Here is a 22,176-nt window from a genome sequence, read left to right on the forward strand (position 1 = left end):
ACATGTGAACGACAATAGCCTACCGACGGAGTCAGCGTTCACGCAGTAAAGACCAATTATGTTTTTTCTTCTGTTGCCGCTGCTTGCGCGTGCATCCTCCGCATGATCTCGTGACCTGCCGCAGCAGTCTCACTGCCCCCCTCCACGTGAACTTTCGGATATGCGATCTTAATGCCGTTTTCTTCGAAAGCCTTCTTGATCATCATATTGGCCCGCCGCTTTATGCCGAACTGCGTCCCCGGTTTGGTCATCAGTTTCGTTCGCAGGACGATTGAGTACTCTCCGAAACTATCGATACCCTGCATCTTCAACGGTTCGATCGTATCGGCCGCGAATTCTGGATCTTCTGCCAATTCCTGACCGATCTTCTTGATCAGCTTGCGGGCCAGTTCGACGTCCGAATCGTGGGTGACCCCGATTGTCATCTTCTCGATCACCCAATCGCGGCTCATGTTCTGAACAGCGCCAAGCTGGCCGAACGGCACGGTGAAGACGGGACCGCGATGGTGCCGCAGTCTTATGGAGCGCAAACTGAAGGATTCCACCGTTCCTTTGTACGATCCGCTCTGAATATACTCTCCAACGCGGAACGCGTCATCGAGCATATAGAACACCCCGCTCAAGATGTCTTTGACGAGCGTTTGCGCCCCAAAGCCGATGGCAACACCGAAGATACCGGCTCCTGCGATCAATGGCAGGATTTGTACACCCATCCCCGATAAAATTGTCAACACGGCCACGATGGCAATGAATGCGGCAAGCGCATTGCGAAATATCGGCAGTAATGTGCGCAGTCGACCCGAACGCGCCATCGCGGCAACGCTTCGGTCAGCTGGATCCACGGGCCTTAAATGAAAGTCGATCAGTGCCTTCGACAACTGCCACAGCAAGTCGGCTACGACCAGAATAATGATGGCGTTGAAAAGGCCGTTAACCAAGCGCTCGCCGAGGCCGTTCCCAGACAATGCAGCCGCACTGAATTTCCATAAATAGGCCAGCCAGAGGACCGCTGCTCCAATGACCAGCGCCCTCGCCCCTCTGGCGACAATGACATCGAATATCACGCCGATGGCACCATTACGCTTATCATTACCGGCAAAGGCTTGAGCTAAGCGGCCAGCACCGCGCAGAACGGGCGGCAGCACGAGCGCATAAATGCCGATCCACAACAGTCCCAGCATTCCGCCAACCCAGACCAGCCAGAGGGCAATCAGAAAGAGAGTTAGCAACGTTGCTTTCAAAGTCGATGGGCGAGGGCCCGGGCGACGCCATATCACTTCAATCGCGACAGGCAACAGTCCAAGACCAAGCAGAAATGACCCTATCTGTGCAACTTCTGGCGAAAAGCCAACACCGCGCATGAGGCCGACCATGGCCCAGCCGAACAAGAAAATTCCCGCGATAATGGCAATGCGTCGGCTCCAGAAGTGCGCTGCAGCGATGCTGCCTGCCTCCACTTCCCGGTCGGAAACCGTGCCATTTCGCATTTCATCAGAGAGCTGATCTGGCGACGTTGATGGCTGGATAGCAAGGAGAACAGCGGCGGGTGTGCAGAGGCTCCGAACGAAGCGGAAGGCGATAACAGCGACGAGGAGGGTCAATACAATCCTCCGCAACAATGGTGGCCATTCCAACAACAGGAATGACCCGATACTGGCTAACGAAAAGGTCAGCAAAGCGGCCAGATTGACCAAGATTGCCTGCGGAACCAAATTCTGCCGGTAAGATGATGCTTCCTTCGGAAGCCTTTGCCGAACCAGCCATTCAGCGCCGAACCCCACGGCCATCAGCACAGCTAGAATGAGGATGACCAGGCCTGGTCTGTGGTTATTGACGTCACGGGCGATTACATCTGAAGCGTTTGCCAGTTCTTGAGGAATGCGAGGCACAGCAGCAAGAAGACCGGTGATACGGCTTCGAACTGCTGTTTCCCAACTTGCAAAGGTGTCCGAAAGTGCGGGCTCAGTTTCGGACTGCGGAGCGGCTTTGCTTTCCAACCACGCCTTAACATCTGGCTCATTGAGCACCTGAAGAAGCTGCCTTACTTTCTCAGGAGGCACTTCCGAGGGAGCGTTCTGTGCCCAACCGGAATTCTGCAAAATCGACAACACGATCAATGTGACCAACGCTATAGCACAATTTCGCAGGGCTAACGCTGTTCCCATGTCAGTTCTCCGGGCCGGGAACGTCAACATCCCGCCTTATATGGGCAACGCATAAGCCTTGAGGGAAACGGCAGTAAGGCTGATAACTGCGGCACGAAAAATCATGGTGCGTCAACCCGACCTACCCTTCTTGCGTGTTCAAAGCCGTCAAAGAAAAAGCCTGAACCATTATAAGCGACAGTTTCTAGCAGACTGAAGTAACGACAAAGAAAGTGCAACAGCTATTCATTTGCGTACAGCGTTCAGTCTACATCCCGGCACATAATAATGTATTTCCGATTTTTTTATAGCTAATCATGGACGTGTCGAATTGCCTCCGGTCTGCCTGCTTCATCCGGTGGCGTGCATCGCCCAGACCAGCGACCGTTTTCAAGATAATAGAACTGCGATCGATAAAAACCTAGAAACCCTTTCTACAGCTCTGTCAGCCTCGTGCTTGCATAGCACGCCAGGGTTTTCTCTGCATCACGGCCTTTGATCGACCCCCACTTCGACAGTAAAGGCCTACTATACGAGACATTGAATTTAGAGTACAGTATTACCACTATTGAATAACTTGGTTACGTTGGCATTCTCGAGTAGAAGAGTTGGCGGATCAAAGCGCTCCTTATTGTCATCATCTTTGATGAGGCGCTTGGCATAAGCCAACTATGGGAGCTGAATCAGCATGGATCAAGGATCGGGCGCTGTGCACAAAGCAGCGGTTGGGCATCTACCTGCGTTTATTACTCCACCTGGACAGACCGATGTGCTTCTGAACATCGTGATCATCTTTCTTGTCTGCGTGGTGTTTTTAACCGGCATTCTCTACTTAAGGCTCCACGCGTTACCGGAACATATCGCGCATCGGACACATAAGGTTCAAATTCAGTTGGTTGCGGTTTTGGGGTTGATCTCGCTCTTCACCCACAATCAAATCTTCTGGATCGCAGCACTCTTGATTGCGATGACAGAGCTGCCGGATTTCCTTTCTCCGATTACATCGATGGCCAGATCTTTGCGCATCCTGGTTCGACAAGGGCTTAACGTTGCGCCGTTAACGGCCACTCAGACGAGCGCGTCTTCTACTTCCGGCACGGCGCAGACAACGGTTGCCGCACCGTCCATGACGGATACTGTCAATACCGGACCAATCACTGCAGCCGGTGAGACCGTAGAGGGAAAGCAGGAGCGACAGTAATGTTGGAGTTTTTGCTTTGCTCATTGGTCACGATATTCCCGGACTATCTGTTCCGTCGGTATCGTCAAGGGAAGCGTATCGGGCAAGAGATTACGATTTACTCCGTTTGGTTTGAGCTGAGATGGGGGATCACTGCCTGCATCATCCTTACAGTCTCCTTGATAACTATGATCTTTTACTTTCACCCCTCTACGTCTAATGCCACAGCGGCCTTCCGGACGGTAACAATCCTTCCCGAAATAAGTGGACGCGTAGATCAGGTTTACGTGACCCGAAATCAGATGGTTAAGGCTGGAGAGCCACTGTTCAAACTGGATAACAGCGAACAGGAGGCGGCACTTGAAACAGCGCAAAAGCGTATCGCCGAGCTAGATGCGGAAATGCTCGTCGCCAAAAGCGATCTCGTCGCAGCCGACGCGCGCATCAAGCAGGCTGAGGCGGCATTCCTACAGGCGAAGAATGACGTAAATACCCAAGCCGAACTGCAACGTCGCAACGTTGCTGCCCGAAACGAGGTTGAAAGGCTGCAGTCGATTGCTGATGGTAAAGCCAGCGAGCTTGCTGCAGCAGCAGCCACCAAACAGACGCTCGAAACAAAGCTCGCTACGTTGCTTCCCGCACAGAAAGCAAGTGCAGTAGCATCAGCCGAACAAGCGAACGTGGAGCTTAACAAAACCATTGTTAAGGCGGGTGTAAGTGGAACTGTTCAGCAGTTTACACTCCGGGTCGGCGAAGTCGTTAACCCACTCCTTCGACCAGCCGGGGTACTCGTTCCAGAAACTGCGGGTCGGATTGGCCTCGTTGCTGGGTTTGGGCAGATAGAAGCGCAAGTCATGAAGCCCGGTATGATTGCGGAGGCAACCTGCATAGGTAAGCCATTTACCATCATCCCGATGGTTGTAACCGAGGTGCAAGATGTGATTGCAGGTGGACAGGTCCGGGCAAGTGACCAACTCGTTGATGTAAAACAGCTTTCAACTCCCGGCACGATTACAGTTACGCTCGAACCCCTTTACGAAGGCCAGTTGGCAGATATTCCTCCGGGGAGCAGCTGCATTGCCAACGCTTACACCAGCAATCACGAGGAGCTGCATTCGGGAAAGGCTGGTACCTTTCGATCGATATTCTTACATGCCGTCGACGCGACTGCACTGGTCCATGCTATGATCTTGCGAATTCAGGCGGTAATGTTGCCGGTACGCACTCTGGTTCTTTCCGGTCATTAACATGTTCGTGTCCGCTAAGAATCCAGAAGAGCGCAACAGCTCACAGACAAAACGGGACCTGATTTACCGGTCAGAATCATGACTGTTGTTGCCAACTTGAAGATAACGTTCAAACTTTCTACGGTCCACCTGATCATATGAGTGGCCAAACCGTTGTCGATCTCTATGGCCAATATGGTCGCCTATCAGCCATCATTCACTTCACACATATTGAGAGCTGCTGGCTGTGTTTCGCCTTGCTACAGCAACTGAAATTCAGTGACGATATGTTCAGCTTCTGCATCGCCCAACAGAAAGCCACCGCCTTCGGACATACAAGGCCAGTTCAACCAGCATTCGGGCCTACCCCGTCAATGTTATCTGAATATGGGCTACGTCAATGGAACTGGCGCGAATGCGTGCAGCCTGGCGATAAGCGCGCGGTGTAAGACCAGTTTCCATCCGGAAATAGCGATTGAAGTTGGAGAGATTGTTGAAGCCTGCTTCAAAGCAGATGTCGGTCACCGGCTTTTCTGTTTCAGTTAAAAGCGTACGCGCGCGCCACACCCGTACTGAGCGGCTATAATCGGAAAAAGCCAATCCCGTCAGCCGTTTGAAGGCACGCGAAAAGGCGGATGACTCCAGCCCCACAGCCGTTGCCACATCCTGCATCTGCATTGATGGTGTGGACTGCAGCAACTGTATCGCCTTATCGATACGACGGTGCCGCTTGTCGGAATTCTCGTTGTAGGACGAGACGAAATGCGAACTGGCCAGAAGACGTTTTTCTGGAGCGGCTTCAATGGCTTCAAGGATATCGATGAACAAGCCCAATCCGCCGCGGTTCTCTTTCTCGTGCAGATCCAGAATCATACGGCCGATCCGCGTCGCAGCCGTCCCCATTATTTCCACGCCTTGCATGGAAAGCGGCTTCAAACGATGCAGCACATCGAACTCCGGACAGATGGCGCGAATTCCGATCAGCGCATCGGCGTCGAATTGCAGCACAAGATCGCGACCGGGAAGGTTCGCTGCGCCGGGGGTAATCCAGTTGTGCGGGAGGTTGGTGCCAGTGAGCACCAGATGGCCGGGGGCAAAAGCGCCGACATAATCACCGACATAAGCGAGGCCCTTGGCATCCGGGATATAATGGATTTCCCATTCGGGATGATAGTTCCAGATACAGATCGCAATCGGATAGTCATCGCGCCGAATGAGATAGGATTTCCCCTCCGGGAGTTGAATCCGTTCGCGGGTCGCCGCAAAGGCGTTTGGTGTTTGTAGCGGTTCTTTCGATGGAATTGGCATATCTGCTCAGTAAAAATACCCATATTTTGTCATAATAGTATCAGTTGATGTCGAAAAGCAATCTAGTGCTTTTGCTGATATTCTATGAAATTCCTCAAGTCAGGTGCTTATAAAAAGCGCCTCATGGGGAGGATGACAATGAAACGTGCTATTTTTGGCGCGAGCGTCGCATTGGTTGCGCTCGTCGCTGCTTCCAACAGTTTTGCCGCAGCCGTATGTGAGAAAGACCTGCGCGTTCTCGCGCAGCCACGCGACGGCCTGACCCTTCTTGAAAAAGAGGTCGATGAGTTCGAGAAGCTTTCGGGCGCTGGCTTCGAAATCAGCTATCTGAATGAAAACGACCGCCGCGCCAAGTCGCAGGCCGATGCCTCGACCGTTGGCAGCTACAACGTCTATTATGTGGACGAAGCCAATCTGGCACTGTTTGCATCGTCGGGCTGGATCGTGCCGCTTGAAGGCTACTACCCGAAGGAATATGACTACAACGATTTTGATGCCGGTATGCGCGCTGCCGCAACATATGACGGCAAGCAGTGGTTCGCTCCAATTCAGGGCGGCGGTGATCTTCTGGTCTATCGCACCGATCTTCTGGAGAAGGCGGGTATTCAACCGCCGAAGACCTGGGACGAATATAAGGCTGCGGTCGCCAAACTACACGATCCCCAGAACGGCATTTATGGTACGGCCTTGCGCGGACAGCGTGGCTCGGGCGCCAATGTCTGGCGCTGGATGCCTTTGTTCAAGGCGCTTGGCGGCGAATGGTACAAGGATGGCAAGCCGGCGTTCAATTCCGACGCGGCTGTAAAAGCGACGCAGGAATATCTCGATCTGTTCAAGTATTCCGCGCCAGGTACACAGACCGGTTCATGGGATGAATCCACTGGCGCGTTTCGCGCGGGTAAAGTGGCAATCCTGATCGAATCCGCTCCGCTGGGTGGTATGTCCGTCGATAAGGCGCAAAGCCAGGTTGCAGACAAGGTTGCCTTCTCGGTGCCGCCGACACCGCTTCCCGGCGCGGGTTATGCACATGGCTTTGCGATTGCTTCTAAAGCCAATGCAACAGATGCTGACAAGGCCTGTGCAGGACTGTTCGTAGCCTGGGCCACATCGAAGGAACAGGAAACGCGGCGTCTTGCTGCTGGTCAGCCGGGTGAACTGACCCGCACCAGCACGTTCCAGAGTCCTGAATATGCCAAGACTTTCGGCCAAAATCTTTCTGATGCCATGGCTGCCACGGGTGAGCGGACGCAGGTCACCTTCTGGCAGGACCCACGCTGGCAGGAACTGGGCAACCAGTGGGGCATCATGCTGGAAGAGCTTATCACCGGCAGCCGCACGGACATCAAGGGTGCGCTCAACGATCTTGAGGCCTTTGCCAACAAGCTTTGATCGACTGGCTGCAACACTTGAGCCCGGACACACTTGGAAAAGTGTGTCCGGTGTCGCTAACTTTTTCATTCTATGCTGTATTCCCTGTCCGCAATGAGCGGCCAAGGCAGGGGACCGCTTCTGGTCGAGGACTGTTTCATGAAACGTGGACGATCTCTGCCCTTTGTCTTTCTGGGGCCGCCCCTGATTATCCTGATGGTGCTGGCGCTTGTGCCAACCCTGTTTGCCATCAATATCTCTTTCCAGAACCGCACGCTTTCGCAGGGCATTTCGCACTATATCTGGTTCGAAAACTATGCGGCGCTCTTCAGCGATCCGCGTTTTCTGAATGCCTTATGGGTGTCGTTCAAATGGGAAGTGCTGACAGTCGCGCTGACCATGCTGGTCGGTCTCGGTTTGGGCATTGCGATGTTCGAGGCCGCAAGCGCGCGGATGCGCAATGTGCTGTGCATTCTCTTCATCATACCCGTCCTTCTGCCGCGTGTTTGTGCGGCCTTCGTGTGGAAATTTGCGTTCCATCCGCTCTATGGCGCGTTGACCTGGCCTGTGCGGGAATTGACGGGTGCGACGCCCGATGTTCTTTCCACACCATGGGGTGCCCTTCTGACGGTGGCATTCGTCGATGTCTGGCAATGGGGCTTGTTCTTTGCGGTCATCGTGCTGAAACTTTTGGAAGCGTTGCCACCGCAACCTATCGAAGCTGCACGGATCGACAAGGCGACACGCTGGGAGATCCATCGATACATCACGATACCGATGCTCAAAGTGCCACTGATAAGCCTGTTGCTCGTCAAGGCTATCGAGAGCTTGCGCTCTTTCGATCTGGTCTATGTCATGACACGAGGTGGTCCGGGCATCTCGACAGAAACGCTCGACATGTACGCCTATTCGCAAGGCTTCATTGAATCGGGAAAGATTTCCTACGCGTCCTCCATGGCGGTCATCATGATGGTCCTGACGATCGTGGTCTTCACCGTCGCATGGAAGAGGCTGAACCGATGAAGATTTCAACGCTGTTGCTACGAGGCGTTCTCTTTCTGGCGGCTGCACTTGTGGTGTTGCCGCTCCTCTGGACGCTCCTGAATGCCTTCAAGACCAACGCGGATTTGCTGGTCAGCACGCCGAAACTGATTTTCCAGCCGGTCTGGGACAATATGAGCTATGTGCTCAATCGCCGCTCGGTGGCGCGTGCGCTCACCAATTCGGTCATCATCTGCTCGTCGGCGGTGGTGATTGGTGCGCTGCTCGGTGTACCGGCGGCCTATGTTATTGCACGCTACAAGAACCGGATAACGGCCGAGGCGCAGTTCTTCGTATTGTCGCTGCGTTTCCTGCCGCCCGTGGCTGTGGCCATTCCGATGCTTGTCATCTGGCTTAGTCTTGGTCTCTATGATACCCGTCTCTCGCTGATTGTGACCTATCTGATCACGACCGCCTCAATCACGATCTGGCTTTCCGTTCCAGCATTTGAACGCGTCAGCCTCCACGTTGAAGAGGCAGCGCGTGTGGATGGTCTCGGCCGTTACGCGACCTTCTTCCGTGTCGCCTTGCCGATTGCGCGGTTCCAGATATTCGGCGCTATAGCCTTTGCTTTTGTACTGGTCTGGAACGAGTTTTTGCTGGCCATGATGCTTACCACGTCGAATGCGAAGACGCTGCCGATCATTGCTTCGGAAATGTCCCAGCTCGGGATGAATGTTCCCTGGGGCATTCTGAACGCTGCTGTCGTCTTGCTCTCTCTGCCACCGCTAATCCTCCTTGGATTGCTTGCGGGTGGTCTCAATGCCGCTTTTTCAAAGAAACAAAATCAGGACTGATCAAATGAAAGCACTCGTTCTTGAGCGCGTTGGCGAACTCAATCTGCGGGATATCGACCTGCCAACCGAAATGGGAGCGGATGATGTGCGCATCAAGCTCCATACGGTCGGCGTTTGCGGCAGCGACGTCCACTACTATACGCATGGTCGCATTGGTGATTTTGTCGTCAACGAACCGATGGTGCTCGGACACGAGGCTGCCGGCACGGTGATAGAGGTTGGAGCCAATGTCACCCATCTCAAGCCAGGTGATCGCGTCTGCATGGAGCCGGGGATTCCAGACCCGCTGTCGCGCCCGTCCAAGCTTGGCATTTACAATGTTGATCCAGCGGTCCGTTTTTGGGCCACGCCGCCGATCCACGGCGTTTTGTGCCCTGTTACGGTACATCCGGCCAATTTCACCTATAAGCTGCCGGACAATGTTTCTTTTGCCGAGGGCGCGATGGTCGAGCCTTTCGCCGTCGGTATGCAGGCCGCAACCCGCGCGCGCATTTCTCCCGGCGATACGGCGGTGGTGACCGGCTGCGGCACCATTGGCATCATGGTCGCGCTGGCAGCGCTGGCAGGCGGTTGCTCCCGCGTGTTGATTTCCGATCTGTCGGAAGCGAAATTGAAGCTTGCCGAAACCTATGCGGGCATTACCGGTATCAATCTGCGCGAAGTGAATATCGCGGATGCCGTGAATGAGGCCACCGAGAGCTGGGGTGCGGATATCGTCTTTGAATGCTCGGGCGCTCCCGCGGCAATTCGCGATCTGTTCAAGATCGTGCGTCCCGGCGGCACTGTCGTTCTGGTCGGTCTCCCGCCGGAGCCGGTGCTGTTCGATGTGTCGGGTGCGACCGCACGGGAATGCCGCATCGAGACCGTGTTCCGCTATGCCAACGTTTTCGATCGTGCTCTGGCGCTGATCGCCGCGGGCAAGGTGGATCTTAAGCCGCTGGTGTCCGGCACCTTCGCTTTCGATGATTCCATTGCGGCCTTCGAGCGTGCTGCCGAAGGCCGTCCAACAGATGTAAAACTTCAGATCATTCTCGATGCGGAGACAGATTGATGGCTACAGTTGAATGTCGGTCTATCCGCAAGGTCTATGGCACCCATGAGGTGATCGGGAATTTCAACCTGCGTATCCGCGATCATGAGTTTATCGTCTTTCTCGGGCCTTCCGGCTGTGGAAAATCAACATTGTTGCGCATGGTGGCCGGGCTGGAAGACATCACCGGCGGCGATCTTCTGATCGGGGATCAGCGCGTGAACGACCGAGACCCCGGTGATCGTGGCATCGCCATGGTGTTCCAGAACTATGCGCTTTATCCGCATATGTCGGTCCGTGAGAATATCTCATTCGGGCTGGAACGGGGGGGGGTGGGCAAGCAAGCCATCGACGAACGCCTGACGCCGGTTGTTGAGGCGCTTGGGCTGCAGCCCTATCTTGCCCGTAAACCAACGGAGCTTTCCGGTGGCCAGCAGCAGCGCGTGGCCATCGCGCGTGCCATGATCAAAACGCCGGATGTGTTCCTGTTTGATGAACCGTTGTCAAATCTCGATGCAAAATTGCGGGGCAGCCTGCGCGTTGAAATCGCGCGGCTTCACCGCGATCTCAAGACAACCAGCATCTACGTTACCCATGACCAGCTCGAAGCCATGACGCTGGCCGACCGGATCGTCCTGATGAAGGATGGCCGCATCGAGCAGATGGGTACGCCTGAGGAAATCTATCATACGCCTGCGACCTTGTTCGCAGCAGGCTTTATCGGTACGCCCAACATGAATTTTTTCCAGATGCGTGCCGCCGATGGAATGCTTGGGGACGAAACGCTTCGGCTTGCAGCGCCTTTCGCGGTTCAGCCGGAGAATGTCACGGTCGGTATCCGCCCTGGCGCGTTTCGGCTCAACGATACCGGCGGTATGATCCGAGGACAGGTGGAACGCAACGAGTTTCACGGAGAAACGCGATTGGTGACGTTGCGAACAGGACCGCACGAATTCAACATAACCGTTCCATCCGCCGTGCGCCTGACTGAAGGGCAAACGGTCGGTGTCGATATCAATCCCGCTGATCTGCACATCTTCGACACTGCGACGGAGCAACGCATTGTAGCTGCATAGGGGTCGGGAACCGCAATTGTATATAGGACTTGATCTGGGACCACCGGGTCTCAAGGGTGAAACAGAGAGTTCTTAACCTTCTGCTTTGGATTTCCAGTCAACAATTTGCGGAACTCCACTGCATAGGGTCGATAGCTGGATATTCATAAAGAATGCCCTTTTGAGGGGGAATGGATTTACTCCATTGCGACAAGTATCAGTGTTCGCCCATGCTAGATTCCGCGCGCTCCGAACAATAGTGGAACTGCGGTGAAAACCGCCAGTAGGATGTGAACCGCGCCGTTCGGATGGTGACGGAACATGAAGCCGAGCATCCATCTTGGTGGCGGCAGTATCATTCATAGCTGCCAAGATCGGTTGTTCTGCGCATACCTTCCGTGAGTGGGTGAAAAAAGCCGATGTTGACAGCGGCAAAGGAGCGGATCTTCCAAGCGATGTCGCCGAGAAGATGAAGGCCCCTGAGCGGGAGAATCGCGAGCTTCGTCAGGCCAATGAGATTTTGCGCCAGGCGTCGGCTTATTTTGCCCTGGCGGAACTCGACCGCCCACTCGAGCGATGGCTTCCTTCATCGATGAACACCGCTCAAAGTTCGGGGTCGAGCCGATCTGCATGCTACTGCCGATTGCCCCGTCCACTTACCATGACGCCATCGCCAAGCGCACGGACGTGGACCGTCTACCGGCCCGCACTCGTCGCGACGCGGCCATGAAGGTCGAGATACGCCGAGTGTTCAATGACAATTTCCAAGGCTACGGCGTGCGGAAAGTATGGCGGCAGTTGCAGCGGGAAGGCTTCGACATAGCTCGATACACTGTTTCTCGGCTTATGCGAATGATTGGGCTTCATATTCGGCCTGTTGTAACTGCAAGCGGGCGGCATGAGATTCATTGGTGGATTTGACGACAACCGCGCTCCCCACCCTTCCCAGGATGAAAGGTAAACATACCGAGAATGCGTCCTCAGCTCTCATTTTGCGGTAGCGGATAGTCGTCCGCGTTGAGGACCCAATCGGTTTTGAGCGAAAAATCCATCCGAGGCGGGCAAAAATATCCACGAGATCGTTCCGGTCTTCGCTCTGGTCGCAGGGCTCAATCCCGAATTGATGTCAGCACCCTGTCGAAATGCGCGATCTCTTCCGCCGTATTGTAGTGCACCAGCGTTGCCCGAAGCGCACCGCTATCCATGCTGAGCCCCAGCCTCGCCATCAGTCGCGGCGCGAACAGGTGACCATCGCGGATCATGATGCCAGCATCCGCCATGGCCTGAGCAATATCGGCTGGCTGCTTGCCCGGTAGGTTGAAGCAGAAAGTGGGCACACGTTCGCCAATGCGCGCCTCGTCCGCAATGCCATGGATGATGGCGTCGTGTGATTTCAGGACCCCGAGGAGAGAAAGCGACAGCGTTTTTTCATAAGCACTGATAGCTGCCATGCCAGCCACCAGATTGGCGCGGCGCGACTTTTCGGATGACGCCTCAAAGTTGCGGCCAAGCGTTTCCAGATAGTCGACTGCAGCACCCATGCCGACAGCATTTTCATAAGTGAAGGTGCCGACTTCGATCTTGTGTGGAGGCACGTCGGGGATGAAGTCTTCCTTGAATGTCGGCAAGGCCCTGAGAAGCTCGAACCGGCCCCAGAGAAAGCCCATATGCGGCGAGAAATTTTTGTATCCCGAGCAGACCAGATAGTCGCAATCCCAAGCCTGAACGTCGATCAGACCATGCGGTCCATAATGGACGGCATCCAGAAAAACTTCAGCGCCCGCAGCGTGCGCCAGTTCCGCGACGCTACGCACATCGACAAGCGAGCCGATGGAATGCGAGGCCACCGTGACGGCTACCAGGCGTGTGCGTTGGTTCAGCAGCGGCTTCAGGTCATCGACATGCAGATTGCCGTCTTCACGCATCCTCCACCAGACGCATTTCACGCCCTGACTTTCAAGCGCCAGCCAGGTCGAAATATTGGCATCATGATCCATGTCGGTAATGACAATCTCGTTGCGTTGCTCGATCATTCTGGCGATGCCCAGGCTGACCAGTCGGATAAAGGAGGTCGCATTCATGCCGAAAGAAATCTCGGCTGGATCATAGGCGTTGACGAGAATGGCAACGCTCTGGCGCGCCTCAGCTATAGCCTGATCCACCGCGCGGCTCGATGCATATCGCCCTCCCCGCTGCACCATGCGGTGCAGCATGTGGTTGCTGACCGCGTCGATAACGCCTTGAGGTACCTGCGCGCCAGCACCATTATCAAAGAAGACCGGATTGCCCGGCAGGGATAAAGCCGGAAAATGAGCGCGCACGCGGTCCACCGGAAACGCTCCGGCGCTTTCAAAAGCTGTAGGCATCGAGGTACTCCCAAACGAATGTCGGTACCGCTTTCGCGGCGAAAGCACATCCCGAAAAGTGCGAAGCGGTTTTTGGATGAGATGTGCATAAAACAAAGGGTTAGAGCGGTTACAACCACTCAACGTTCAATGAAACCGCTCTAATGCATGATCTGTTGGAGGAAAGCGGCGGCCCGCTCGCTCTTCGGCGCGGTGAAGAAATCCTGCGGCTTGGCTTCCTCGCAGATCGCGCCGTGATCCATGAAGATTACCCGATCGGCAACCCGACGGGCAAAGCCCATTTCATGGGTCACGACCAGCATGGTCATACCGTCTTCGGCGAGCGAAATCATTGTATCGAGCACTTCGCCCACCGTTTCCGGATCAAGCGCTGAAGTTGGTTCGTCGAACAACATCACCTTGGGCTGCATACAGAGCGACCGCGAAATCGCCGCGCGTTGCTGTTGGCCGCCCGAAAGCTGCGAAGGATAACGATCAGCCAGATGGCCGATGCGCACACGCTCGAGATACTTGCGGGCGAGCTCCTCGGCTTCTTTTTGCTGGATTTTCTTCACCGTCATCGGGGCGATGGTGCAGTTTTCGAGGATCGTCAGATGCGGAAACAGATTGAAATGCTGGAACACCATGCCAACCTCGCGGCGGATTGCGTCCAGCTGTGGACCCTTGCCGTTAAGCTCTATACCGTCAACGACGATCGAGCCGCTTTCGTGCTTTTCCAGTTGATTGATGCAGCGGATGGTTGTCGATTTTCCCGAGCCAGACGGCCCGCAGATCACGATGCGCTCGCCTTTCGCAACGGAGAGGCTGACATCGCGAAGCGCGTGATAATCACCGTACCACTTGTTGATGCCACGCATGATGATGGCTGGTCGGTCGGTCGATTTTTCGGAGATCTTATCGGTCATCGTAGAAACCAGTTTTGTCGGCGTTAGCGCGCAGTCTTTGCGGTAGCGCTGCGCTTTTCGAGATAGCCGACCAGACGAACCATCGGCCAGAGAAACGCGAAATAGATAATTGCGGCGCCAATCAAAGGCGTGGGGTTGGCCATCAGCGCTTGCGTGTCATTGGCCTGCTTGAGCAGGTCGGGCATGGCAACGACTGAGGCGAGCGCCGTATCCTTGAACGTCGAGATACAATTCGAGGTCAGTGGTGGCACCATCACCTTGAGCGCCTGCGGAAGAATGATTTTACGCATCGCTTGCCAGAAAGGCAGGCCCAGTGAGACGGCGGCTTCGAACTGCCCCTTTGGCACATTTTCGATGCCCGCGCGGCAGACTTCAGCCGTAAAGGCGGCGAGCACCATGGAAAGCGCCAGCGTCGCCGAGGTGAAGGAGGAAAACGAAATGCCGACGAAAGGCAGTGCGTAATAGATCAGGATCAGCACCACCAAAACGGGCAACGCCCGGAAGATATCGATATAGCCGATGGCGATATATTGAAACGGTTTGGGCGCATAGAGGCGCACAAAGCAAAGAAGCAGGCCGAAAAGACTGCCGAAGAAAATAGCGGTCACGCCCAAAAGCAGGGTATTGCCGAGCCCAAGCAGCAGGATGGGAAAGGACCGGACGAGAATGTCCCAATTGAAAAACGTTTCGATCAGACCCATGGCGTCAATCCGGAAATCCTGAGGTGGTTTGAGAGCCGGCTGCGTCAGATACTGCGACGCAGCCGTACGCGTTTACTGTGCGGATGGAACCGGCATCGGTTTGACGGTCGAAGTGCCAGCATCCGGTTCGACACCGAACCACTTCTTGTGGATGGCGGCCAAGGTGCCGTCTTCCTTCATTTTGGAAATCGCGTCATTCACCTTAGGCAGGATTTCGAGGTCCTTCTTGGCCATCATGGCGAAGCGTTCACCTGTCGGGATACGAACGAGAACCTTCAGGGCCGGCATTTTCTTGATCGCATACTGGAAGCCGGCCAGCTCACCGGCACCACCGACAATTCGACCAGTCTGCACGTCGAGCAGCAGATCCTGTTGAGCCGCATAGCTTTTGACTTCAGCAATGCCAAGCTTTTCGGCGTTTTCCTTTGCCCAGCTTTCGCCGGTGGTGCCGGCAACGACGCCGATTACCTTACCGTTGAGGTCTTCCAGTGTATTGACCGGAGAATCAGCTTTGCCGACGATTGTGCCGTCGCTGTCGTAATATGGCTGGGTGAAGGACTGCGTCTTCAGGCGTTCATTCGTGACCGAAATGGATGAGATCGCGAAATCGATACGGCCAGAACTGGTGGCCGCAAAGAGCGCCTGAAAGCCAAGGGGCTGGAATTCGACATCCATGCCAAGCCTCTTTGCAGCTTCGGTCGCGACATCGACCTCGAAGCCTTCAAAAACGCCCTTCTCGTTCTTGAATTCCCATGGCGGGTTGGCGGCATAGGAGCCGACAACAATCTTGCCGTCCGCAAAGGCGGACGAAACCATAAACGACAGTGCTGCGGCTGTCAGAATAGCGACTTTCTTAAACATGGTTCCTCTCTGGACTTCGTGTCTCTGATTATGGTCGATGGTTATCTGCGCCTGTCACCTGCATCAGACATTTCGTTTCTGCACGATGCGTTCAAGTGCGGTGAATAGGTGATCGACCGCATCGGAAGACGTAACCCAGCCTGGCGATAGCCGCATGGTACTGCCGCGTGCATCGCAATAGATTTTCTGGTCGCGCAGCGCCGATACAACCGCTGCCGGAACGACATCGGCTGGCAGGGTCAGCATTACGCTGCCGCCGCGCCGGGCATCGTCAACTGGCGAAACGAGTTTCCAACCAAGATTCTGTGCCCGCTCGATGATGGCATGGGCGCTGGCCAGATTGTTCGCCCGGATGGTGTCGACCCCCTGCTCCATCGCCCACTGGATACCTGGCAAAGACGCGACGGACGCCAGGATCGCTGGCGTCCCATGATCCAAACGTCGCGCATCACCTGCATAGGAAAACCCGTCCAGATCCCAGGAAAACGGATTTTCCTGACTGAACCAGCCGCGAAGCTCTGGCCGCAGATCAGCCAGCAACGATGGTGTGACCTGTACGATCCCAGCTCCCGAAGCACCGCACAACCATTTCAGCGACGTGGAAACGACAAAATCCGGCTCGACCCTCTTCACCGAGAATGGCAATACGCCAACGCCTTGCGTGATATCGACACCAACCAGCGTCCCCATCGCGCGGCCATGCGCACAAAGCGCCTCGACATCCACCTTATGCGAGGTGGTAGATGACACGAATGTCAGCAGCGCAACGCCGACATCGTCCTGCCAGCGGGCTATAAAATCCTCGTCGCGCACCCACGCTTCGCCGGGACGCATCGGCACGGTGTCCAGCGTGAACCCAAATCGCTTCGCTATCCCGGCCAGCATGAAATGTAGACTAGGGAAACAATCGGCGGCGACAAGCAGCCGCTTACCGCGCAGCCGCTCTTCTGGGAGGGCGCCGATGATGCTGTATAGCGCCGTGGTGACATTCTCGGCAGTCGTCAGCGAACCCGCTGGTGCATCGATCACATTCCGCCAGGCATCGATGAAAGTCTGACGCACAGCGAGCGCGGCTGGCCATTGACCATCGTCCTCCGCCGACCAAATGGCTGAGAAAGCGGATAAAGCTTCCGCCATCTTTTCCGCCTTACCGGGGAAAGTGCCGATCGAATGATAGAGGAAATAGTCAGACATCTCAGACCTCGAATATTTTGATCAAAAGATCACAGTATTCGGATGACGTCAATCCAGTCGCCTGAGCGGACCGCACAATTGTATTCAGCTCAGTACCGAAAACAAAATAAACCATTGATTCGTATAGAATTAATTCTAAAACAGAATGCGGGCAACGCCCATGTGGAAGCAGCGTCTGGAATACTATTCAACGATCAGTGTGCGCAAAAGATCCTGCGTATCGCGTATATCGGAAACCATAGCCTCGCGGGCGCGGCCAGCGTCACGCGACTTCATCGCCGCGACGATGCGGTGGTGATTCCGCGTATAAGCCTTGTCGCCCTCCGCCTTCATGCGCGGCTGCACATAGGCCGACAACATCCGCATATACGGGCCATATCGCAACCATAGCGTGTCTATCAGCTGCATGAGAACTTCCGAATGGGACGCTTTATAAATCAGATAATGAAATTCGCGGTTGCGATCGAGCATGGCGTAAACCTGCTCTTCACCAGCGCAAGCTTCGTGCAAGACGATATTGGCTTCAAGCGCGTCGATTTCTTCAGCGGTGATCGCCTGCGCAGCCAATTCGGTTGCAAGGCCTTCTACCGTGGCCCTTGCGCGGCACAAATCATCCAACCGCGCGACGCTCACTGGCGGCACCCGCGCCGAACCGTTACGGGCCACTTCGAGAGCATTCTCCGCCGCAAGCCGCCGCAACGCCTCGCGCACGGGCATATGGCTGGTATCGAATGTCTGCGACAAAGATGCGATGGTCAGCACCTGACCGGGATCGAAACGGCCAATCAGCAGCGCCTCTCGCAACTGTAGGTAGACGGCATCCTGTACGGTCACTCGGCTGGAAACGGGACCAAATCCTTCATCGAGCGACAATAAGCAGACTCCTTGATTGGTTGGCAAACAACACTCTACTCAACTTTTGCATTTCGCAGAACCAAAAACAAGCCGATATATCATTTGATCAAACGCTCAAATTTCAGTAAGGAAGGAGTATCGCAGCCCCGAGGCATAATCTGGGCAAATACAGACCAACAGAGGAATGATCAGATGGCACGTTTTGCGCGGCGGATTACGCAAACCTCTCCTAAGAGCTTCGGTATGTTCCAGAAGGCCGTAGCACTGGCATCCTCCGGCGTTGATCTCATTCATCTCGAATTGGGCCGACCTTTCCACGACACACCGGCGCATATTAAGGATGCCGCGATCAAGGCCTTGCGTGACGGTCACGTGCATTACAGCGACATGCGCGGTGAAGCGCAACTGCGCCAAGCCTTGAAGACAAAACTCGCCGACTCCAACAAAATCGACGTGAGCGCCGACGAAATTCTCATGGTCAATGGTCTCACCCAGGCATCATTCGTCGCTTTCATGGCTCTCCTTGATGAGGGCGACGAGGCGATCCTGCTGGAACCTTACTATCCGCAGCATATCAACAAGATAGAGATGACTGGTGCCCGCGTGGTGCTAGCGCCGCTCGATCCCGAGACGAATTTCAGCATCAACCGCGAATTGATCGAGCCACTGATAACGCCGCAGACCCGGATGATCGTGCTGGTCAATCCCTCCAACCCGACGGGGCGGGTTTATAGCCGCGCCGAACTGGAAATCCTGGCGGAACTGGCCATTCAACATGACCTAGTTATCGTCTCGGACGAAGTCTACGAGCAGATTCTGTTTGACGGCGCGGAACATATCTCCATCGCCGCATTGCCGGGCATGAAGGAACGCACGATTTCGATGTTCGCCTTCACCAAAGCTTATGCGATGGATGGTTGGCGGCTTGGCTATCTTGTCGCCGATGCGTCAATGATGCCGGCTTTCCTCAAGTTGACAGCCAACGAGATCACCCACGTCAACACCTTCATTCAATATGGCGCTCTGGCGGCTGTTACCGGCGCGGCGGCTATTCTTGACGAGATGGTCGCCGACGACCGCCGCAAGCGTGACCTCGTTGTCAGCCGCCTCAATCAGATGCCGGGCGTGACCTGCGAGAGCCCGCAGGGCACGATCTACGCCTTTCCAGACATCAGTGGCACTGGCCTTACCTCCCAAAAGGCGGCGGACATGATCCTTGAACAAGTCGGCGTCGTTGTGGAAGCGGGTGGCTTTTATGGCAAATCGGGTGACAACCACCTGCGGGTGTGCTTCGGCTCCGAAAGCTACGAACGGCTCGAACAGGCAATGGACCGGCTCAGCACATTCTTCAACGGGCTCTGAGTGCACCGATCTCCCAGCTGGTTGATGGCCATAGTACTTATTTCCGGTCAATATTTCTCGTGCTTATCTGACTGGCAGCAGGCTTCCCTCATCCAAGCAAGCATGATGTTGGCTGAATAAGTATTTTGGGTGGCGTTCCTTAACCGGTTTTTGCTGAGCGCTGTGATAATCAAGGAGCATGACCGAAGCCCAGCATGTTCACTTCAAAAGCCATTGTTTTCCTGCAGAAATCATCGCGCATGCGGTGTGGCTTTATTATCGGTTTCCGCTCAGCTTTCGCGACGCCGAAGACCTGCTTGCGGAGCGCGGCATGGCGGTTTTCGTTCCAGATTGTGTCGGAATGGGCGGCGAAGTTCAGCCTCAACTTCGTCAGCGGTCCCGCGGTCAGTTCTCTGACAGATGGTATCTTTATGAGATGGTGGTTTCCATCAGGGGGAAGGAAATACGCGCTCTGGCGGGCCGTCGATGCCAATGGTTACGTTCTCGACGCCCTCCCGCAAACCGCTCGTTCTGACGCCAGCACAATGTAGAGAGCATCTCCTTGTCGATCCCCATGCCTGAAATTCACGCCGATCCCGTTAAGGCGACGCCGCTATGCCCCGTCCGCACCATCACCTTTATGGTCTTAGACTTTAACGCGGTCTATCAGCGCAGCCACAATCATGGCTCGAGAGCACGGAACAGCTCCAATAACCCAGCTTTCAGTGTAGCGACATCATCGTCTTCAGCGCGCAACGCTATTTCGTTCATTGCACCGTTGAGAAGCACAGCCAGTGCTTTGGGGCCAGCCGAGAAGCGGATAGCACCTTCGCTAATCGCCTCCTCGACGCCGATCCTTAGAAGATCAAAGGAAAGTTCGCGGTCAAGCATCTCCCAGCGCTCGCGTCCGAGCACACCTGGTGCATCGATAACGAGTATACGACGGTTTTCCGGTCGGACCATAAAGTCGATCCAAGCGGTCGAACCTTTTTCCAACGCCTCGATAGAATTGGCCACATCTTTCGTAGCGATTTGGATCGCTTCTGCCGCTCCGGCGGCAAGGTCACGGCACACGGCTTCAAACAAATCGGTCTTGTCTCGATAATGATGATAGAGCGCGCCGCGTGTCACCCCCGCACCGGCTATGATCGCGTCCGTGCTGGTTTGAGCGTAACCGTCCCGGGCGAACAATGTCCGCGCGGCCGTAATCAACCGCCCTTTCGTTTGGATCGTACGCAACGCGTTCTTGGTCATAATTGCCTTTCCTTGAATATTGACAAACAGTCTGTATGTTTATAGCGTATTTTAAACATACAGATAATCTGTTTGTTTAAACCTGACAAGGAGGCCCGTCATGCGATTTTCCGATCGCTACCCGATAATCGTTACCACCAAAAAAGACGAAGCCCGCGACTTCTGGCTTAAGTATCTGCAGTTTGAGGTAACTTTCGATAGTCAATGGTTCTGCCTGCTTGCTGCAGAAAACGGCAGTGCTTCGATTGCCTTCATGACACCAGATCATCCTTCGTCACCACCTGGTCCCGAAACCTTCGGCGGAACTGGCCTGTGCTTCGAGATGGAAGTTGCCGACGCTAAGGCTGCTCACGACGAACTGATAGGAAGGGGATTACCCGTTACCTACCCGCTCACTGAAGAACTGTTCGGCCAACGCCGCTTTGGATTTGAAGACCCCTCGGGCCTATGGATCGACATTGTCGAGCAGATCGAGCCGCAAATCGGCTTCTGGGACAAATACATGGTGTGATGTGTCCCATTATTTCTATATTGTTCTGCCCTCCTTACGTGAGGCTTTGTACCCAACGAACACCACAACAAAGCTTGAAAGGATGTAAACAACCATCTCTCAGGGTCTATCGGAGTCTACCTGCCGGGTAAATCAGACCGGACGTTCAAGCTCTGTGAGGACACCTTTGAGTGACAACTCATGCCTATTCTAAATATTCTTGGACCGAACGAAGATTAGAAGGGATCGCTGATCCAATCTTCAAATGATTAACGTATTTCGTGTGATAAAAACCGCTTCGTCTTTTTCGATCTGATAAATAGTAAGACGAGCTTCAACCGGTGAATCAGAACAGGAGGAGAGATTTCGTCACGTTCTCGTGCCATTTATGGATTCTTAGCACTAGGCGTTTAGTCCCAGCATGTGATGGCGTAGAATTGTCAGCGACACAGCGGAGGGGGCTATGGCTCAAATTTTCCACGGCAGCGCCAAGACCACGCAGGCCATACGATTCCAGGAAGACAAAGGATTCGGGCGAGACGAAGCTCTAACGAACGGCAATAAAGGAGCCTGCGAAGCCGTCGAACATGGCGCCAATTGCAAAGGCCGTCAGCTTGGTCGTCACAGTGTTGATGCCAAGTGAGCGGCTGGCAATCTCGTCCGCGCGTAACGCTTCCCACGCACGCCCGATCGGCATGCAGCGCAGGCGGATCTTGATCCAGGCTGTTACCTACGCGGCTTCATCTTGATGGGGGCATGGTCATCTACAATTACATTCCGTATCGACTGGCGCTTGCTTCCTCCAATTTTGACCACAGCGCCGTCGGCGCGCTGGCGCTTTCTACGTATTCGGCTCTTGGAGCTTCGCCTATTTCGGGAAACCGTCGGGGAGCGGGGCGTCCGTCGGACTCTTTGGATGCCGTCGGCGATTTCGTTGGGCGGCGTCTCCGTTTTAGCGTTCGCACCAGCAACCTTGCTGGGCATGCAATTCGGTCGGTTGTAGCTCACGACGAACTGGAACAGAACTTTGCGCGATCACTTTCAGATCTTGCGCGTGCTT

Annotated in this window: 18 protein-coding genes, 3 pseudogenes and 1 other annotated feature; of the genes and pseudogenes, 11 read left to right on the forward strand and 10 right to left on the reverse strand. The window is 54.8% G+C overall.

Annotation, left to right across the window (positions count from 1 at the left end):
* Positions 1–56 precede the first annotated feature (56 nt).
* Positions 57–2,165 (reverse strand): mechanosensitive ion channel family protein, encoded by a 2,109-nt coding sequence (locus tag JAU75_RS16205; RefSeq protein WP_199057528.1) that lies wholly within the window; start codon positions 2,163–2,165, stop codon positions 57–59.
* A 667-nt stretch (positions 2,166–2,832) separates the two neighbouring features.
* Here JAU75_RS16205 and JAU75_RS16210 point away from each other — a divergent pair.
* Together JAU75_RS16210 and JAU75_RS16215 are read left to right on the forward strand one after the other, a co-directional pair.
* Positions 2,833–3,345 carry a hypothetical protein gene (locus JAU75_RS16210; RefSeq protein ID WP_247880514.1) on the forward strand — a complete coding sequence of 171 codons (513 nt, stop codon included), beginning with the start codon at positions 2,833–2,835 and terminating at the stop codon, positions 3,343–3,345.
* Positions 3,345–4,571 carry an HlyD family secretion protein gene (locus JAU75_RS16215; RefSeq protein WP_199057529.1) on the forward strand — a complete coding sequence of 409 codons (1,227 nt, stop codon included), beginning with the start codon at positions 3,345–3,347 and terminating at the stop codon, positions 4,569–4,571. Before JAU75_RS16210 ends, JAU75_RS16215 begins: the two co-directional genes overlap by 1 nt.
* 342 nt (positions 4,572–4,913) lie before the next feature.
* Here JAU75_RS16215 and JAU75_RS16220 read toward each other — a convergent pair whose 3' ends face one another.
* The gene (locus JAU75_RS16220) at positions 4,914–5,858 is read right to left on the reverse strand and encodes an AraC family transcriptional regulator (RefSeq protein ID WP_199057530.1); all 945 of its coding nucleotides are present in this window, start codon (positions 5,856–5,858) and stop codon (positions 4,914–4,916) included.
* 138 nt (positions 5,859–5,996) lie between these two features.
* Between JAU75_RS16220 and JAU75_RS16225 the strand changes: the two genes are divergently transcribed.
* The 6 genes and pseudogenes from JAU75_RS16225 to JAU75_RS16250 form a co-directional block, all read left to right on the forward strand.
* Positions 5,997–7,247, forward strand: a complete 1,251-nt coding sequence (locus JAU75_RS16225) for a sugar ABC transporter substrate-binding protein (RefSeq protein WP_199057531.1) — start codon at positions 5,997–5,999, stop codon at positions 7,245–7,247.
* A gap of 138 nt (positions 7,248–7,385) precedes the next feature.
* On the forward strand, positions 7,386–8,249 hold the full coding sequence (locus JAU75_RS16230) for a carbohydrate ABC transporter permease (protein ID WP_199057532.1): 864 nt from the start codon (positions 7,386–7,388) through the stop codon (positions 8,247–8,249).
* The gene (locus JAU75_RS16235) at positions 8,246–9,064 is read left to right on the forward strand and encodes a carbohydrate ABC transporter permease (RefSeq protein ID WP_199057533.1); all 819 of its coding nucleotides are present in this window, start codon (positions 8,246–8,248) and stop codon (positions 9,062–9,064) included. The genes JAU75_RS16230 and JAU75_RS16235 overlap by 4 nt, the downstream gene beginning before the upstream one ends.
* A 4-nt stretch (positions 9,065–9,068) precedes the next feature.
* Positions 9,069–10,115, forward strand: coding sequence for an NAD(P)-dependent alcohol dehydrogenase (locus JAU75_RS16240; RefSeq protein WP_199057534.1), 1,047 nt, complete (start codon positions 9,069–9,071; stop codon positions 10,113–10,115).
* A complete protein-coding gene (locus JAU75_RS16245) occupies positions 10,115–11,170 on the forward strand; it encodes a sn-glycerol-3-phosphate ABC transporter ATP-binding protein UgpC (RefSeq protein ID WP_199057535.1) in 1,056 nt (351 codons plus the stop codon). Before JAU75_RS16240 ends, JAU75_RS16245 begins: the two co-directional genes overlap by 1 nt.
* Positions 11,171–11,457: 287 nt before the next feature.
* Positions 11,458–12,013, forward strand: a pseudogene (locus JAU75_RS16250) (IS3 family transposase); the annotation flags it as partial.
* Positions 11,684–11,800: a sequence feature (AL1L pseudoknot), on the forward strand. (Overlaps the previous pseudogene by 117 nt.)
* 245 nt (positions 12,014–12,258) lie before the next feature.
* On the opposite strand, the gene JAU75_RS16255 reads toward JAU75_RS16250, so the two are convergent.
* The 6 genes from JAU75_RS16255 to JAU75_RS16280 form a co-directional block, all read right to left on the reverse strand.
* The gene (locus JAU75_RS16255) at positions 12,259–13,515 is read right to left on the reverse strand and encodes a cysteine desulfurase-like protein (RefSeq protein ID WP_199057536.1); all 1,257 of its coding nucleotides are present in this window, start codon (positions 13,513–13,515) and stop codon (positions 12,259–12,261) included.
* Between the two features lie 140 nt (positions 13,516–13,655).
* On the reverse strand, positions 13,656–14,420 hold the full coding sequence (locus JAU75_RS16260; RefSeq protein WP_199057537.1) for an amino acid ABC transporter ATP-binding protein: 765 nt from the start codon (positions 14,418–14,420) through the stop codon (positions 13,656–13,658).
* A 23-nt stretch (positions 14,421–14,443) separates the two neighbouring features.
* Positions 14,444–15,121, reverse strand: a complete 678-nt coding sequence (locus JAU75_RS16265; protein ID WP_109366193.1) for an amino acid ABC transporter permease — start codon at positions 15,119–15,121, stop codon at positions 14,444–14,446.
* Between the two features lie 72 nt (positions 15,122–15,193).
* Positions 15,194–15,982, reverse strand: a complete 789-nt coding sequence (locus JAU75_RS16270) for an ABC transporter substrate-binding protein (RefSeq protein ID WP_199057538.1) — start codon at positions 15,980–15,982, stop codon at positions 15,194–15,196.
* Positions 15,983–16,045: 63 nt separating this feature from the next.
* A complete protein-coding gene (locus tag JAU75_RS16275; RefSeq protein WP_199057539.1) occupies positions 16,046–17,176 on the reverse strand; it encodes an aminotransferase class V-fold PLP-dependent enzyme in 1,131 nt (376 codons plus the stop codon).
* 183 nt (positions 17,177–17,359) lie between these two features.
* Positions 17,360–18,049 (reverse strand): GntR family transcriptional regulator, encoded by a 690-nt coding sequence (locus JAU75_RS16280; protein ID WP_199057540.1) that lies wholly within the window; start codon positions 18,047–18,049, stop codon positions 17,360–17,362.
* Positions 18,050–18,223: 174 nt separating this feature from the next.
* Between JAU75_RS16280 and JAU75_RS16285 the strand changes: the two genes are divergently transcribed.
* Both JAU75_RS16285 and JAU75_RS16290 read left to right on the forward strand, forming a co-directional pair.
* Complete coding sequence (locus tag JAU75_RS16285) at positions 18,224–19,393, forward strand: aminotransferase class I/II-fold pyridoxal phosphate-dependent enzyme (protein WP_199057541.1); 1,170 nt, start codon at positions 18,224–18,226, stop codon at positions 19,391–19,393.
* Between the two features lie 178 nt (positions 19,394–19,571).
* A pseudogene (locus tag JAU75_RS16290) lies at positions 19,572–19,905 on the forward strand (IS6 family transposase); the annotation flags it as partial.
* Between the two features lie 148 nt (positions 19,906–20,053).
* Here JAU75_RS16290 and JAU75_RS16295 read toward each other — a convergent pair.
* The gene (locus tag JAU75_RS16295; RefSeq protein WP_199057542.1) at positions 20,054–20,626 is read right to left on the reverse strand and encodes a TetR/AcrR family transcriptional regulator; all 573 of its coding nucleotides are present in this window, start codon (positions 20,624–20,626) and stop codon (positions 20,054–20,056) included.
* A 100-nt stretch (positions 20,627–20,726) separates the two neighbouring features.
* Between JAU75_RS16295 and JAU75_RS16300 the strand changes: the two genes are divergently transcribed.
* Positions 20,727–21,137, forward strand: coding sequence for a VOC family protein (locus JAU75_RS16300; protein ID WP_199057543.1), 411 nt, complete (start codon positions 20,727–20,729; stop codon positions 21,135–21,137).
* Between the two features lie 529 nt (positions 21,138–21,666).
* On the opposite strand, the pseudogene JAU75_RS16305 reads toward JAU75_RS16300, so the two are convergent.
* Positions 21,667–21,846, reverse strand: a pseudogene (locus JAU75_RS16305) (branched-chain amino acid ABC transporter permease); the annotation flags it as partial.
* Positions 21,847–22,176: the final 330 nt, after the last annotated feature.

Source organism: Ochrobactrum sp. Q0168, assembly GCF_016427605.1.
In the GTDB taxonomy this organism is placed as follows: Bacteria; Pseudomonadota; Alphaproteobacteria; order Rhizobiales; family Rhizobiaceae; genus Brucella.

Coding starts and splice junctions, on each gene's coding strand:
- JAU75_RS16205 (WP_199057528.1), bottom strand. CDS start 2,165: ATGGGAACAGCGTTAGCCCTGCGAAATTGTGCTATAGCGTTGGTCACA.
- JAU75_RS16210 (WP_247880514.1), top strand. CDS start 2,833: ATGGATCAAGGATCGGGCGCTGTGCACAAAGCAGCGGTTGGGCATCTA.
- JAU75_RS16215 (WP_199057529.1), top strand. CDS start 3,345: ATGTTGGAGTTTTTGCTTTGCTCATTGGTCACGATATTCCCGGACTAT.
- JAU75_RS16220 (WP_199057530.1), bottom strand. CDS start 5,858: ATGCCAATTCCATCGAAAGAACCGCTACAAACACCAAACGCCTTTGCG.
- JAU75_RS16225 (WP_199057531.1), top strand. CDS start 5,997: ATGAAACGTGCTATTTTTGGCGCGAGCGTCGCATTGGTTGCGCTCGTC.
- JAU75_RS16230 (WP_199057532.1), top strand. CDS start 7,386: ATGAAACGTGGACGATCTCTGCCCTTTGTCTTTCTGGGGCCGCCCCTG.
- JAU75_RS16235 (WP_199057533.1), top strand. CDS start 8,246: ATGAAGATTTCAACGCTGTTGCTACGAGGCGTTCTCTTTCTGGCGGCT.
- JAU75_RS16240 (WP_199057534.1), top strand. CDS start 9,069: ATGAAAGCACTCGTTCTTGAGCGCGTTGGCGAACTCAATCTGCGGGAT.
- JAU75_RS16245 (WP_199057535.1), top strand. CDS start 10,115: ATGGCTACAGTTGAATGTCGGTCTATCCGCAAGGTCTATGGCACCCAT.
- JAU75_RS16255 (WP_199057536.1), bottom strand. CDS start 13,515: ATGCCTACAGCTTTTGAAAGCGCCGGAGCGTTTCCGGTGGACCGCGTG.
- JAU75_RS16260 (WP_199057537.1), bottom strand. CDS start 14,420: ATGACCGATAAGATCTCCGAAAAATCGACCGACCGACCAGCCATCATC.
- JAU75_RS16265 (WP_109366193.1), bottom strand. CDS start 15,121: ATGGGTCTGATCGAAACGTTTTTCAATTGGGACATTCTCGTCCGGTCC.
- JAU75_RS16270 (WP_199057538.1), bottom strand. CDS start 15,982: ATGTTTAAGAAAGTCGCTATTCTGACAGCCGCAGCACTGTCGTTTATG.
- JAU75_RS16275 (WP_199057539.1), bottom strand. CDS start 17,176: ATGTCTGACTATTTCCTCTATCATTCGATCGGCACTTTCCCCGGTAAG.
- JAU75_RS16285 (WP_199057541.1), top strand. CDS start 18,224: ATGGCACGTTTTGCGCGGCGGATTACGCAAACCTCTCCTAAGAGCTTC.
- JAU75_RS16295 (WP_199057542.1), bottom strand. CDS start 20,626: ATGACCAAGAACGCGTTGCGTACGATCCAAACGAAAGGGCGGTTGATT.
- JAU75_RS16300 (WP_199057543.1), top strand. CDS start 20,727: ATGCGATTTTCCGATCGCTACCCGATAATCGTTACCACCAAAAAAGAC.